Raw genomic sequence first — 14279 nt, 5'->3', positions numbered from 1 at the left:
GGGGGCCCGCCCCCCCCCCCCCGGGGGGGGGGGGGGGGGGCCGGGGGGGGGGGGGGGGGCGCCCCCCGCCCCCCCCCCCCCCCCGCGGGGCCCCCCCCCCCCCCCCCCCCCCCCCCCCCACGCCGCGGTTGCGGTCCCGCGCTCGTTCGTGCCTCGTACCGCGATGATCCGGGACTCCTGGGCGACGCCCGCGACGCGCACGTTCGCGGCGGGGGCCGCCGCGATCAGCCCGGCCACGAACGTGCCGTGGCCGACACAGTCCGCCCCGGCTCCACCGACCGCCGAGACCCGGCCCGCGAGGGTGGGCGCGTCGGCCGAGACCCCGGTGTCCACCACCGCGACCTTCACCCCCGCCCCCTTGCCGAACGCCCAGGTACGGGCGAGCTGGAGGTTCTGCTGCTCCCACGGCACCGCAGTGGCCCGCGCTTTCGACCCACCGGTGCACGGATCACCGGCTTCGAGCCGTGCGGGCATCACCGGCAGCCTGACCTTCTGCCCGTCGGCCGCGGTCGCGGGACCGGCTCCCGGCAGGACCAGAGCCGCGGCGAGGAGCGCCGCGGCCGGAAGGCGACCGGTGCGGCGCCGCACGCACCGTCCACGAGGGCCGGGCGTCATTCGGGCACCGCCTGCGGACGTACGACATCCTCCGGGAGCAGCAGCCGCAGATCGTCCAGACCCGGTGCCGCCATGGCGCTCACCCGGCCCGCCTGGCGCGTCATCATGCCTTCCAGAACCTGCCGCGCCAGCCGCGCGTTGCCGAACGAACGGTCCCTGGGCAGCGCGTCGAAGTACTCCCGCATGACGGCACCCGCCCCCGGACCGCACTCGTATCCGGACGCGGTCGCGTGCTGGCGGACGATGGTGACCAGCTCGTCCGAGGAGTAGTCGGCGAACTCCACCCGCCGGGAGAACCGCGAGGAGAGGCCGGGGTTGGACGCCAGGAAGCGCTCCATCTCACCGGTGTAGCCGGCGACGATCACCACCACCTCGTCGCGGTGGTCCTCCATCAGCTTCAGCAGCGTGTCCACCGCCTCGCGCCCGAAGTCGCCGCTGCCCGAGGCGCCTTCCGGAGTCAGCGTGTACGCCTCGTCGAGGAACAGCACCCCGCCCCTGGCCCGGTCGAACACCTCCCGGGTGAGCTGGGCGGTGTGTCCCACGTACCGGCCGACCAGGTCCGCCCTGGCCACTTCGACGAGCTGGCCGCGCGGCAGCACACCGAGCGACTTCAGCAGCTCGCCGTAGAGCCGGGCGACCGTGGTCTTGCCGGTGCCGGGCGGGCCGGTGAAGACCAGATGGTGGCTGATCCGCGGCGCGGGCAGCCCGGCCGCCTCCCGCTTCTTCGCGGTGGCCAGCAGATTGACCAGATCGGTGACATCACGTTTCACGGCGGCCAGCCCCACCAAGTCCCCGAGCCGGGCGAGCGGATCGCTCTCCGTCCCGCCGTCGGCCGACTGCCCGGACACCGCGGCGGCGGCCTCCTCGCCGACGTCCTCGGGCAGCAGCCGGGTGAGGTCCAGTTCATCGGCGTCGGGGAGTGCGGCCAGCCGGTACGCCTGGCGGTCCACCATCTCCTCGAACACCTGCCGGGCGGCCCGGCCGTTGCCGAAGCCGGCGTCCCTGGGCATCCGCTCGAAGTGCGTGGCGAGCGCGGTGAGTGTCGACTCGTCGAGCTCGTATCGGTGATGGGCACACATGCTCTCGATGATCGCGACCAGTTCGGGGACCGCGTAGTTCTCGAACTCGACCGTACGGGAGAAGCGCGAGGCGAGTCCCGGGTTGGAACCGAGGAAATCACGCATCTCGTCGGCGTATCCGGCGGCCACCACGACCACGTCGTCGCGATGGTCCTCCATCAGCTTCAGGAGCGTGTCGACGGCCTCACGGCCGAAGTCGGCGCCCGAGCCCCGCCCGTCCGACAGCAGGCTGTACGCCTCGTCGATGAACAGCACCCCGCCCAGGGCCCGTTTGAACGTCTCGGTGGTCTTGATGGCGGTTCCGCCGACGATCTGCGCCACCAGGTCCGCGCGCGAGACCTCCACCAGGTGGCCGGAGGGCAGCGCACCCAGTTCGGCGAGGATCGCCCCGTACAGCCGTGCCACGGTCGTCTTGCCGGTGCCGGGCGGACCGGAGAAGACCAGATGGCGGCTCATCGGCGGAGCCGGCAGGCCGAGGCGGGCACGCCGCTGGGCGAGCTGGATCAGATTGACCAGCGTGCGCACCTGGTGCTTGACGTTCTCCAGGCCGATCAGCGCGTCGAGTTCGGCCAGCGGGCCGTCCTCGCGGGCCGTCCCGGCATCGCTCCCAAAGGCGCCCGTCCCGGCCGGGTCGGTGCCCTCGGCCTCGCCGAGCCCCCAGGCGTCCCGCTTTCCGTTGCCCGTACTGGTCAGCTGCTCGACCGCCAGCCGGTCGCCCGCCAGAGCCTGCACCAGACCGCCGCCCTCGTTGTCCCGGGCGGTGCAGTTGACCACCGACACCGCGGCCGTGGTCTCCACCCGGAAGCCGTCCCGGCCCGAGCCGCCGACCTCGCAGGCGGTGAAGGCGCCCCGGCCGCCCTGGGCCAGCAGCACACCGTGTCCCGCCGCTGCGGTGACCCGCAGCCGGGTCGCGGTCAGTTCGCCGCCGTCCTCGACCAGAACACCTGTGTCCGTGGACTCCTGGACGTCGCAGTCCCGGACGGTGACGCTGCCGCCCGCCGCCACGGAGATGCCGTGCGCGGCGCCGCGCACGGCGCCCCCGCCGACGTAGACGCTGCCGTCGTCGGCGACCCGGATCCCGGCGTCACCGGGACGGTCGATCTCGCAGTCCTCCAGCCGGCCGCGGCCGTCCTTGACGATCTCCACGCCGTTGCCCTTCGGGGCGCCGATCCTGGCCCTGCGCACCAGCGGGTTGGCGCCGGACCGTATCCGGACACCCGTGCCGCCGGCGTCGAGCACTTCGAGGCGGTCCAGCTCGGCGACCGACTCCTCCTCCAGCAGTACGCCCGTCTGCGCGCAGTCCCGGACGGTCAACCCGATGAGCACCGGGGACGCCGAGCCCCGCACATGCAGCGCGGCGTCCTGCGCCGAGTCCAGCCAGCAGTCCTCGAAGGTGCCGCGGGCCCGGTCCGAGACGAGCAGCCCGGGGCCCTTCGTACGGGCGGTGCGGCACCGGCGCAGCAGCGGATCGGTGCCGCCCGACAGGACGATGCCCGGCCCGCTCGTGCCGGTCACCCGGATGTCCTCCAGCACCGTCCGGGCCGACGAGGAGAGGTGGAGGCCGACACTGGTGTCGTGGACCACGGTCCTCAGCACCTGGGTGGTGCTCTGCTCCTCCAGCGCGATGGACGGCTTGTCGGTGGAGGAGATGTCGCACTCCTCGACCGAACCCTGGCCCTCGCCATTGGCGAGAACTCCGTTGGCGCGGGCGTCGCGGATGGTGCAGCCCCGCAACGTGATCCGGCCGCGCTCGCCGATCACCACACCCGAGGTGCCCAGGTGCTGCACCGTGCAGGACTCGGCGGAACTCTCCACCGTCGAGGTCACCACCAGCCCCGCGCCGCGCGGATTGCTCACCCGGCAGTCCCGCAGGGCCACCGAGCCGGCACCGCGGGCCAGCAGGGCGGTCCACGAGGCGCCGGTGATGTCGCAGCCGTCCATCGCGATCTGGCCGCGTGAGGCGTCCACGACCGGCAGCTCCTCGTCCCGGCCGCGCAGCACCAGGTCGGTGAGCATCACGGCTTCGGCCTGGAGCACCACGGCGCTGCCGTGCGGCGGGCATATCTCGACGCTGCCGCGGGACTGCTCGGCGACGACGGTGACGGGGACGGTGATGACCAGACTCTCGGCATAGGTGCCGGAACGGACGCTGATCACGGCGCCGTTGCGCGCCCTGGCCAGCGCCTCCCCGATCGTTCGAAAGCCGTCGGGCCGCTCTGGACAGACCGTCAGAACCTGGCGTGACAAGCGGAATCCTCCTCCTTGGGGCCACACCTCGGTCCGGGGAACACATTGTCGGAGCGGGTGCGGCACCATCATGCCGGAGTGGGCCGCGGGAGCTTCGTCCGGAGCGGGAACGCCGCGTGAACCACCGCCGGTCGGACCCTTTTGGGACCGACTCGACGTGGACGAAACGGGGCGGAAGGCCGATCGGCCCGCCGCCCCGCCCCTCGTGCCATGGCTACGTGACTAGTCGATGGCCTTGATCAGCTCGCCGTCGGTGGTGTCGCCGCTGAGCTCCCAGAAGAAGGTGCCGCCCAGTCCCTGCTGGTTCTTGTAGGTCATCTTGGTGGCGATGGTGGCCGGGGTGTCGTAACTCCACCAGTTGGTGCCGCAGTGCGCGTACGCCGTGCCGGCGACGGTGCCGGTCGCCGGGCAGCTGTTCTTGAGCACCTTGTAGTCCTCGATGCCCGCCTCGTATGTGCCCGGAGCGGCGCCGGTCGCGGTGCCACCGGGCGCGTCCTGGGTGACCCCGGTCCAGCCGCGGCCGTAGAAGCCGATGCCGAGCAGCAGCTTCGAGGCGGGGACGCCCTGGGACTTCAGCTTGTCGATGGCGGCCTCGCTGTTGAAGCCCTCCTTCGGGATGCCGCTGTAGGAGGTCAGCGGGGAGTGCGGGGCGGTCGGCCCCTTGGCGTCCCAGGCGCCGAAGAAGTCGTACGTCATCGGGTTGTACCAGTCGACGTACTTCGCCGCGCCACCGTAGTCGACGGCGTCGAGCTTTCCGCCGTCGGAACCGTCGGCGGAGATCGCCGAGGTGACGAGATGGTCCGCACCGAACTTGGAGCGCAGGGCGGCGAGCAGGTTGCCGTAGGCGTCACGTCCGCTGGTGTCGCAGGTCAGACCGCAGGCGTTGGGGTACTCCCAGTCGATGTCGATGCCGTCGAAGACATCGGCCCAGCGGGGGTCCTCCACCAGGTTGTAGCAGGACTCGGCGAACGCGGCCGGGTTCTTCGCCGCCTCGCCGAAGCCGCCGGACCAGGTCCAGCCGCCGAACGACCAGATGACCTTGAGGTTCGGATGAAGCTTCTTCAGTTTGCGCAGCTGGTTGAAGTTGCCGCGCAGGTCCTGGTCCCAGGTGTCCGCCACACCGTCGACCGACTGGTCGGCCGTGTAGGCCTTCTCGTGGTCGGCGTAGGAGTCGCCGATCGCGCACTTGCCGCCGGTGACATTGCCGAAGGCGTAGTTGATGTGCGTGAGCTTGTCGGCCGAGCCCGAGGTCTCGATGTTCCTGACGTGGTAATTGCGCTGGTAGACACCCCAGTTGGTGAAATATCCGACCACCTTGTCGCCGGCCGCTGTGGGGGCGGCCCGGTCGGCTGCGGGGGCCGCGGCCCGCGGGGTGGTGGGGGCCGCGCCGGCCGGTGCGGTGCCCGCGACACCCAGCAGGGCGGCGCCGAGGGCGGCGGTACAGGCGGCTGCGGCGAGCGCCCGGAAACGGGCGCGGGGACGCTGCGGTCCAAACATCTTGTCTCCTCGTGGGGGAGGGAACTCGCGAGTGGGGGGCGTGCTTCCGGCCGTCCGGTCGAATTGGCATGAACGCGGAAAGCCCGGTTGGAGTGGAACCGTAGATGGACTAGACCAGTTGGGTCAATGGTTCGGACCAATCTCGGTGATCGTCCCGCCCGCCGCCGAGTCGCTCCCTCACCCCGTGACGGATATCGTCCGATCGGGCATACTCAAGCCGCCACAGCCGCTGGCCAGCAGCTCTCGTAATCCGAGGGGTGGGCATCGGTTGAGCAGCAGTGCTCTTCCGGGCCCCGCCCGGAAGCCCCCCGGCGGCGCCGCCCACACCCCGCGCGCGCGACCGTCGCAACGCCCGACAGGGAGGAGAGCGCCGTCATGTCCGACCGTGCCCCGCAATTGGTGGAACGCCGTCTGCCCACCGAGGAGTCCCGGCAGCTCATCGCGCTCGTGCGCGACATGGCCCAGCGAGAGATCGCGCCACGGGCGGCCGAGGAGGAGGACGCGGGCCGGTTCCCGCGCGAAGTCTTCACCCTCCTCTCCGAGTCCGGACTGCTCGGGCTGCCCTACGACTCGGCCCACGGCGGTGGTGACCAGCCGTACGAGGTCTACCTCCAGGTCCTGGAGGAGCTCGCGACCGCCCGGCTCACCGTCGGTCTCGGCGTCAGCGTCCACTCCCTCGCCTGCCACGCGCTCGCCGGATACGGCACCAAGGAGCAGCAGGCCGAACACCTCCCGGCGATGCTGGGAGGGGGTCTGCTGGGTGCCTACTGCCTCTCCGAACCCGCCTCCGGCTCCGACGCCGCCTCGCTCCGCACGAAGGCCGTACGGGACGGCGACGACTGGGTCGTCACCGGCACCAAGGCGTGGATCACCCACGGCGGCATCGCCGACTTCTACACGGTGCTCGCCCGCACCGGGAACGAAGGTCCCCGGGGCATCACCGCCTTCCTGGTCCCGGGCGACGCCGAGGGGCTGAACGCGGCCGCCCCCGAGAAGAAGATGGGCATGAAGGGCTCGCCCACCGCCCAGCTGAACTTCGACGGCGTACGGGTCGCCGACGCGCGCCGGATCGGCGAGGAGGGCCAGGGCTTCGCGATCGCCCTGTCCGCACTCGACTCCGGCCGCCTGGGCATCGCCGCCTGCGCGATCGGAGTCGCCCAGGCGGCCCTGGGCGAGGCCGTCGCCTATGCCACCGGACGGCAGCAGTTCGGCCGTCCCATCGCGGACTTCCAGGGCCTGCGCTTCATGCTCGCCGACATGGCCACGCAGATCGAGGCGGGCCGCGCGCTGTATCTGGAGGCGGCCCGGCTGCGCGACGAGGGAAAGCCCTTCTCGCGCCAGGCGGCCATGGCCAAGCTGTTCTGCACGGACGCGGCCATGCGGGTCACCGTCGATGCCGTCCAGGTGCTCGGCGGATACGGCTACACCCTCGACTTCCCCGTCGAGCGGCTGATGCGCGAGGCCAAGGTGCTGCAGATCGTCGAAGGCACCAATCAGATCCAGCGGATGGTCATCGCGCGCCACCTCGCGGGCCCTGAGACACGCTGATCCGCAGCGGCCGCTCCGACCACACGGGCGTCGTCATGATCCGGTTCCACTCCTGGTCGTGGCGGCCCGGCAGGGTCCGGCCGGAGCCCTCCCAATGACGGAGCAGGGCCCGGTAGATGGGGGGATCGGTGGAGTGCGGCACCGTTCGCGGTGCCGGCCGGGGAGGCGCGGGCTGCGGCACCGGCTGTGAACCGGGCTGCGGAACCGATTCTTCGGCGGTGGGATCGGCGAGACGGCGACGACCGGGACCGGCCGTTGAATGCAGCAGGGTCATGCCTGGCCAACGGCGCCGGGCGTGCCCTGGTCACTGCCCGGACGATTCGCGAGCCCGTTCGCCCGGGCCCCCGGGCGGCGGAGTCTTCGGCAGCGGGCACCACGCCGGTCGGGCCGTCGTGGTGCGGCACAGCTGCGTCGTGCGGACCCGGAGAGATCCGGGCGGTCCCGCGCGGACGCGGGGGCCTCAGGCGGCTTCGCGCCGTATCCGCAACGGTCGCGACCCGGGGCCGCCGGCGTGCGAGAACGGCTGCATCCGCCAGTCGAACCCCTGAGGAAGCGTCAACAGCAGGCCCGTCTCCTGCTCCTGGAGGTCGAGCGACTCGTCGGCGGGCCGGGCGTGCGACGCCGCGCGGCCCGTACCGTCGCAGACCGTCAGGACGAACGGGTTCCACGGGGTCGGGCACAGCGCGTGCTCCGGCAGTACGTCCTCGTCCGCCAGCAGCGCGATCGGCTGCGCGCAGTCCGGGCAGATCACTCGGTACATCTCGAGCGTCTCGTACGCGTCGGGAGCGACGTCCTCGACCGGATCAGCGGGATCCGGTTCGGTACGACGGGTGAGCTTCAGGCTCTGCATGGGAAATTCCCCCCTCGGGTGGGCCGACAAGGCGCCACGGCCTCGACCACAGCAAGCACTTCCCGTCGCGCCTCGGCCGTAACCGCCAGTGGGGTGGCTACCGCCCCGTAAACCTGTGGCATTCGTCACATGCTCGCCTCGGGTGCCCTTCCGGGCCCCTCGCCGCTGTGCCTGGAGGTGCCCGGGGCAATAGATTGATCCACATGGAGGAGCTGGACCGACAGATCGTGGAGTTGCTCGTCAAGGACGGGCGGATGAGCTACACCGACCTGGGCAAGGCCACGGGCCTGTCCACCTCGGCCGTTCATCAGCGTGTCCGCAGGCTGGAGCAGCGCGGGGTGATCCGGGGCTATGCCGCGGTCGTCGACCCCGAGGCCGTCGGCCTGCCGCTCACCGCCTTCATCTCGGTGAAACCCTTCGACCCGAGCGCGCCGGACGACATCGCGGACCGGCTCGCGGGCGTCCCGGAGCTGGAGGCGTGCCACAGCGTCGCGGGTGACGAGAACTACATCCTCAAGGTGCGGGTCGCGACGCCGCTGGAGCTGGAGCACCTGCTCACCCGGATCCGTTCGCTGGCCGGTGTGTCCACCCGGACCACCGTCGTCCTCTCCACGCCGTACGAGGCCAGGCCGCCGCAGATCTGAGGGGGCCGCGGAGCGGGCGGGTCCGGGCAGGCGCGAGACTGGTCCCATGACCGAGAGCACCGCCCCCCAGAGTGAACACCGCACCGTGCTGCTGCGCGGTGGAGACGTCCACAGCCCCGCCGATCCGTTCGCCACCGCCATGGTCGTCGAACGCGGCCGCGTCGCCTGGGTGGGCTCGGAAGGAGCCGCCGACGCCTTCGCGAGCGGCGTCGACGAGGTGATCGACCTCGAAGGCGCGCTGGTCACCCCCGCGTTCACCGACGCCCACGTCCACACCACATCGACCGGACTGGCTCTCACCGGCCTCGACCTCTCCGGTGCCCGGACCCTCGGCGAATCGCTCGGCCTGCTGCGCGCGTACGTGGCGGCGCACCCGGCGGACCGGGTCGTCCTCGGCCATGGCTGGGACGCCACGCGATGGCCGGAGCAGCGCCCGCCGTCGCGCGCCGAACTCGACGCCGCCGCCGGTGGACGGCCGGTCTACCTGCCCCGTGTCGATGTGCACTCGGCGGTGGTCACCACCGCCCTGCTCGATCTGGTCCCGGGCGTCACCGCGCTGACCGGGTACCACCCCGACGCCCCGCTGACCGGCGCCGCCCACCACGCTGTGCGCTCCGCGGCCCACGGCGCCGTCTCGCCGCAGCAGCGCGCCGACGCCCAGCGCGCCGCCCTGCGCCACGCCGCGTCGCTCGGCATCGGCACCGTCCACGAGTGCGGCGGCCCCGACATCTCCGACGAGGAGGACTTCGTCGCTCTGCTGAAGCTCGCCGCCGCGGAGAACGGACCGCGGGTCTTCGGCTACTGGGCCGAGCAGGTCGCCGACGAGAAGGACGCGCGTCGCGTCCGGGAACTCGGCGCGATCGGCGCGGCCGGGGACCTCTTCGTCGACGGCTCCCTCGGCTCGCACACCGCCTGCCTGCACGAGCCGTACGCCGACGGTCCGGCCGGACACACGGGTACCGCCCACCTGGACGCGGCGGGGATCGCCGCCCATGTCACCGCCTGCACCGAGGCCGGGCTGCAGGCCGGCTTCCATGCCATCGGCGACGCGGCGGTCACCGCCGTGGTGGAGGGCGTCCGCGCCGCCTCCGAGACGCTCGGCCCGGCCCGGATCCGGGCCGCCCGGCACCGTGTCGAGCACGCCGAGATGCTCACGCCCGAGACCGTGGCCGCCTTCGCGGAACTGGGCCTGACCGCCTCCGTGCAGCCCGCCTTCGACGCGGCCTGGGGCGGCGAGGAGGGCATGTACGTCCAGCGGCTCGGGGCCGAGCGGGCCAGGACCCTCAACCCGTACGCGGCGCTCCTGCGGGCCGGTGTGCCGCTGGCCTTCGGCTCGGACAGCCCGGTGACCCCGCTGGACCCGTGGGGGACCGTGCGCGCCGCCGCCTTCCATCGCACGCCCGAGCACCGGATCTCCGTGCGGGCCGGCTTCACCGCCCACACCAGGGGCGGCTGGCGGGCCGTCGGCCGCGACGACGCGGGGACCCTGGTGCCCGGTGCCCCGGCCGACTACGCGATCTGGCGCACCTCCGACCTGCTGGTTCAGGCACCGGACGACCGGGTGGCCCGCTGGTCGACCGACCCGAGATCGGGAACGCCCGGACTGCCGGATCTCACCCCGGGCGCGGAGCTCCCGGTCTGTCTTCGCACCGTGGTCTTCGGACAAACGGTCTTCGTACGGCCGAACGAGTGACGTCCGGACATTTCGTACCGCCGATCGAAGAAGCCCCTGTTCCGCCGCGACCTGCGGATCTTCGCTACTGACCAGGCAAGTTCCGTAAACATTGCAGGTCAGGCGGCTATTGACAGAACGCGCCCACCGGCCGGTAGGTTCGGCCGAGTCCACCACAGGACGTCCGACCGGTTAAACCTCCACGCAGTCGTCGAACGCCGCTGGGTCATGGGGTGGTGTGCCGCACCGGCGCACCACCACTGACAGCCAGGTTCAGCGCCCGCGCCTCGGGGGCGAGGGAAGGTTTCAGCCGGACGGTAGGTGCGACCCGGGTGGGGCCCGGACGTTCAGTAGACAACGGCTCTAGGTCGATCCGCAGCCAGCGGGTCCCAGGTCGGCCCGAAGGGCGCTGGGCCCCCATCCGTAGTTCCCGTCGTTCCCCCCAGGGAGTCTGTCCGCACTTCCCTCCATCTGTCCGCGGCGGTGCCGGTTTCCGGCCGACCGTGTCGGCAACGGGCCCCCGCGCGCTGGATATGGTGTGCACCTGCGTACGGACTTAAGGGGCAGTAAGTGAACGACGGCGGTCAGAGGCGATACGGCCCGCTGGGCAGAACCTTGGTGATCATTCCGACCTACAACGAGGCCGAGAACATCAAGCCGATCGTCAGCCGGGTGCGCGCCGCTGTGCCGGAAGCCGACATCCTGGTCGCCGACGACAACAGCCCCGACGGCACGGGCAAGGTCGCCGACGAGCTCGCCTCCGCGGACAGCCAGGTCCAGGTGCTGCACCGCAAGGGCAAGGAAGGGTTGGGTGCGGCCTACCTCGCGGGGTTCGACTGGGGCATCGAGCACGGTTACGGCGTGCTCGTGGAGATGGACGCCGACGGCTCCCACCAGCCCGAGGAACTGCCCCGGCTGCTCACCGCGCTCAAGGGCGCGGACCTGGTGCTGGGTTCCCGCTGGGTGCCGGGCGGACGCGTGGTCAACTGGCCCAAGTCCCGCGAAATGATCTCCCGTGGCGGCAGCACGTACTCCCGGCTCCTCCTCGGCCTGCAGACCAGGGACGTCACCGGTGGGTACCGGGCCTTCCGCGCCGAGACCCTGCAGGGCATCGGTCTCGACCGGGTCGCCTCGCAGGGCTACTGCTTCCAGGTCGACCTGGCCCGCCGCGCCATCGATGCCGGATATCACGTCGTCGAGGTTCCGATCACCTTCGTCGACCGTGAGATCGGCGACTCGAAGATGAGCCGCGACATCCTGGTCGAGGCGCTCTGGCGGGTCACCTCGTGGGGGGTCACCTCCCGTACGAACCGGGTCCTCGGCCGCAAGGCGACCTGATCCGGCGGGGGGCGGCGGGCTCCGGTCCGCCGCTCGTGATCACCCCCATACCCCGCTTGGACGCGCGTACGGGCACACTGGGGACCATGACGACCGGCAGCACACCGCCCCCGACCGCCCCGAGGCCTTCACGCGCCCGCACCTTCGTCCCCCTCGCCATCGCCGCCTGGGCGGTGCTGGAGATCTGGCTGCTCACCGTCGTGGCCGACGCGGCGGGCGGTTTCACCGTGCTGCTGCTTCTGGTCGCGGGGATCGTGCTCGGGGCCGCGGTGATGAAGCGGGCCGGCCGCCGGGCCTTCCGCAACCTCACCGAGACGCTCCAGCGGATGCCGGGGCAGCCCGGGGCCTCCGCTCCGCAGACCGAGCCCCAGGGAAGCAGGGGCAATGGCTTCCTGATGCTCGGCGGGCTGCTGCTGATGATCCCGGGGCTGATCTCCGACGTCGCGGGGCTCCTGCTGCTGGTGCCGCCGGTCCGTTCGGCGCTGGGCCGGTACGCGGAGCGGTCGCTGGATCGCCGGATGCGTGCGGCGGCCCCCGGCAGCCTCTCCGACGCCTTCCAGCAGGCCAGGATTCACCGGCCGGACGGAAAGGTCGTGCAGGGTGAGGTCATCCGTCAGGACGGCGCACAGCCGGGTTCCCGTCCCGGCGAGGGCCCCCGGCCGCCGCTGACTCCCTGAGCACCGACCCGCGACGCGACAGAGCCGCGGGCTGCGACACACACTCGGTGTGTCACAGCCCGCGGCTCTCTCGCGCTGCGATGCCCTGCGGTCAGGCAGACTTCCTGCTGTCCCGCGGATGCACGGCGATGTTCATGGCTCCGGAGCGCAGAACCGCCAGCCTCTCGGCCAGCACCTCCTCCAGCTCCTCGCGTGTGCGCCGCTCCATGAGCATGTCCCAATGCGTACGCGCAGGCTTGCCCTTCTTCTCCTCGGGGCCATCCCCGTCCACCAGGAGTGCCATGGCGCCGCACGCCTTGCACTCCCACTCCGGCGGAATTTCCGCCTCTACCGAGAACGGCATCTCAAATCGATGTCCGTTCTGGCATGCGTACTCCACCGCCTGGCGCGGGGCCAGATCGATGCCGCGGTCCGTCTCGTAGCTGGTAACCACGAGTCGCGTGCCGCGGAGAGCTCGCTCACTCATGAATCGTGCCTCCCGGGCTTGTCGCCCACAGGACAGGTGTCGCTGTCGTCGTCATCCGGTCAACGTCCGGTCGGCGGTAAAGATTCCCGTTGCCGGTCATGCGTCGCCCGTCGTGCCGCTGCTTATTCAGGTTTCCCAGGGTTCAAGTACCCGCCAATGCCCGGTTTGTCACATCTAGCAGAAGTTGTCACCCAACGGTTCGGCTTCTTCCACTCGCAGTAACGGTCCTCCGGGCAGGCCAAAGGCGTACACTACCGGCCTTTCACTTCAACGTCTAAATCCGTTCCGGAACGGGATTGCCCGCGGCCGCCACGGCATGCCGGACCGGCACCCTCGCGAGCAGTACGGAACCGATCACGAAGAAGATCACCAACGAGATGATCGCATCGCGGTAGCTTCCGGTCAGCTGGTACGCGAGACCGAACACCAGCGGTCCCAGCCAGCTCAGTCCGCGGTCGCTCATCTCGTACGCGGAGAAGTACTCGGCCTCCTTGCCGCGCGGGACCAGATGGGAGAACAGTGAGCGCGACAGCGCCTGGCTGCCGCCGAGCACCAGACCGATCGCCGAGGCCAGCACATAGAAGAAGACCGGTGCGTCGGCGGGCAGGAAGTAGCCGGCCACGAGAATCAGCGTCCAGACGGCGAGCGAGCCGAGGATCGTGCTCTTCGCCCCGTACACCCGGGCCAGTCGGCCCATCGCCAGCGCTCCGGCCACCGCCAGCACCTGCACCAGCAGTACGGCCGTGATCAGCGTCGTCTGGTCGAGCCCCAGCTCCTCGGAGCCGTATACGGAGGCTTGGGAGATCACCGTCTGCACACCGTCGTTGTAGACGAGATACGCCAGCAGGAACGAGAGCGTCAGCGGATGGCGGCGCATGTCGCGCAGGGTGGCCAGCAGCTGCCGCCACCCCGAACCGACCGCCCCCTCGCCGCCCGGCGTCACCCGCCGGTCGCGCAGCCGTCGCAGCGGCACGATGGTGAAGGCGCCCCACCACACGCCGGCCGACGCGAGACAGATCCGCACCGCGTCGGACTCGGAGAGGCCGAAGGAGTCGTGGCCCGTGTACAGGACCAGATTCAGGACGAGGACGAAGGCGCCCGAGGTGTACCCGAAGGCCCAGCCGCGGGAGGAGACCGCGTCCCGCTCGTCGGGCTCGGCGATCTGCGGGAGGTAGGCGTTGTAGAGCACCATCGACACGGACATCGAGGCGTTCGCCACGATCAGCAGGAACGCGCCCAGCAGATAGCGGTGACCGTCCAGGAAGAACATGCCGGTGGTCGCGGCGGCGCCCACGTAGGCGGCGGCCGCGAGCAGCGGCTTCTTCCGCCCCGTCCGGTCCGCGGCGGCACCCACGATCGGCATCACGATCACCGCGACGACGACGGACACGGAGACCGCGTAGGCGAAGAGCGATCCGGCACGCACGGGTATGCCGAGCGGATGGACGAAACCGTCGGCGTCGGCGGCCGCCTTGGCGACCGACGTCAGATAGGGGCCGAGGAACACCGTCAGTACGCTCGTCGAGTAGACGGAGCAGGCGAAGTCGTAGAAATACCAGCCGCGCTGCTCGCGTCTGCGGCTCGCGGCGTAGGCGGAACCCGTCGTGAGTCCCGTCGGCTCGGCGGTGTCGGCGCTCAAGGCGCAC

Annotated in this window: 10 protein-coding genes and 1 pseudogene; 5 read left to right on the top strand and 6 right to left on the bottom strand. The window is 71.3% G+C overall.

Annotation, left to right across the window (positions count from 1 at the left end; all coding sequences use genetic code 11):
• Positions 1-126: 126 nt before the first annotated feature.
• The 3 genes and pseudogenes from ACF1B9_RS28645 to ACF1B9_RS28635 all read right to left on the bottom strand — a co-directional run.
• A pseudogene (locus ACF1B9_RS28645) lies at positions 127-615 on the bottom strand (S8 family serine peptidase); the annotation flags it as partial.
• Positions 612-3941 carry a right-handed parallel beta-helix repeat-containing protein gene (locus tag ACF1B9_RS28640; protein WP_391745379.1) on the bottom strand — a complete coding sequence of 1110 codons (3330 nt, stop codon included), beginning with the start codon at positions 3939-3941 and terminating at the stop codon, positions 612-614. The pseudogene ACF1B9_RS28645 and the gene ACF1B9_RS28640, both read right to left, overlap by 4 nt.
• Positions 3942-4163: 222 nt before the next feature.
• Positions 4164-5438 carry a glycoside hydrolase family 18 protein gene (locus tag ACF1B9_RS28635; RefSeq protein ID WP_391745381.1) on the bottom strand — a complete coding sequence of 425 codons (1275 nt, stop codon included), beginning with the start codon at positions 5436-5438 and terminating at the stop codon, positions 4164-4166.
• 375 nt (positions 5439-5813) lie between these two features.
• On the opposite strand from ACF1B9_RS28635, the gene ACF1B9_RS28630 reads away from it, so the two are divergent.
• Positions 5814-6986 carry an acyl-CoA dehydrogenase family protein gene (locus ACF1B9_RS28630; RefSeq protein WP_391745382.1) on the top strand — a complete coding sequence of 391 codons (1173 nt, stop codon included), beginning with the start codon at positions 5814-5816 and terminating at the stop codon, positions 6984-6986.
• Positions 6987-7446: 460 nt separating this feature from the next.
• Here ACF1B9_RS28630 and ACF1B9_RS28625 read toward each other — a convergent pair whose 3' ends face one another.
• Positions 7447-7836, bottom strand: a complete 390-nt coding sequence (locus tag ACF1B9_RS28625) for a hypothetical protein (RefSeq protein WP_391745384.1) — start codon at positions 7834-7836, stop codon at positions 7447-7449.
• 203 nt (positions 7837-8039) lie between these two features.
• On the opposite strand from ACF1B9_RS28625, the gene ACF1B9_RS28620 reads away from it, so the two are divergent.
• The 4 genes from ACF1B9_RS28620 to fxsA all read left to right on the top strand — a co-directional run bounded on the left by ACF1B9_RS28620 (position 8040) and on the right by fxsA (position 12167).
• Positions 8040-8480, top strand: coding sequence for an Lrp/AsnC family transcriptional regulator (locus tag ACF1B9_RS28620; protein ID WP_328892807.1), 441 nt, complete (start codon positions 8040-8042; stop codon positions 8478-8480).
• A 46-nt stretch (positions 8481-8526) separates the two neighbouring features.
• Entirely contained in the window at positions 8527-10173 is a 1647-nt protein-coding gene (locus ACF1B9_RS28615) for an amidohydrolase (RefSeq protein ID WP_391745386.1), read from the top strand.
• A gap of 549 nt (positions 10174-10722) precedes the next feature.
• A complete protein-coding gene (locus ACF1B9_RS28610; protein WP_391745387.1) occupies positions 10723-11490 on the top strand; it encodes a polyprenol monophosphomannose synthase in 768 nt (255 codons plus the stop codon).
• Between the two features lie 86 nt (positions 11491-11576).
• Complete coding sequence (gene fxsA / locus ACF1B9_RS28605) at positions 11577-12167, top strand: FxsA family membrane protein (RefSeq protein WP_391745388.1); 591 nt, start codon at positions 11577-11579, stop codon at positions 12165-12167.
• 91 nt (positions 12168-12258) lie between these two features.
• Here the strand turns inward: fxsA and ACF1B9_RS28600 are convergent, their stop codons facing one another.
• Both ACF1B9_RS28600 and ACF1B9_RS28595 read right to left on the bottom strand, forming a co-directional pair.
• Positions 12259-12633 (bottom strand): RNA polymerase-binding protein RbpA, encoded by a 375-nt coding sequence (locus ACF1B9_RS28600; RefSeq protein ID WP_007262928.1) that lies wholly within the window; start codon positions 12631-12633, stop codon positions 12259-12261.
• Between the two features lie 274 nt (positions 12634-12907).
• Positions 12908-14272 (bottom strand): MFS transporter, encoded by a 1365-nt coding sequence (locus tag ACF1B9_RS28595; RefSeq protein ID WP_391745389.1) that lies wholly within the window; start codon positions 14270-14272, stop codon positions 12908-12910.
• Positions 14273-14279 lie beyond the last annotated feature (7 nt).

The sequence above is a fragment of the Streptomyces sp. NPDC014727 genome, assembly GCF_043083485.1.
In the GTDB taxonomy this organism is placed as follows: Bacteria; Actinomycetota; Actinomycetes; order Streptomycetales; family Streptomycetaceae; genus Streptomyces.
This window is presented reverse-complemented; position numbering and strand designations above follow the sequence as displayed.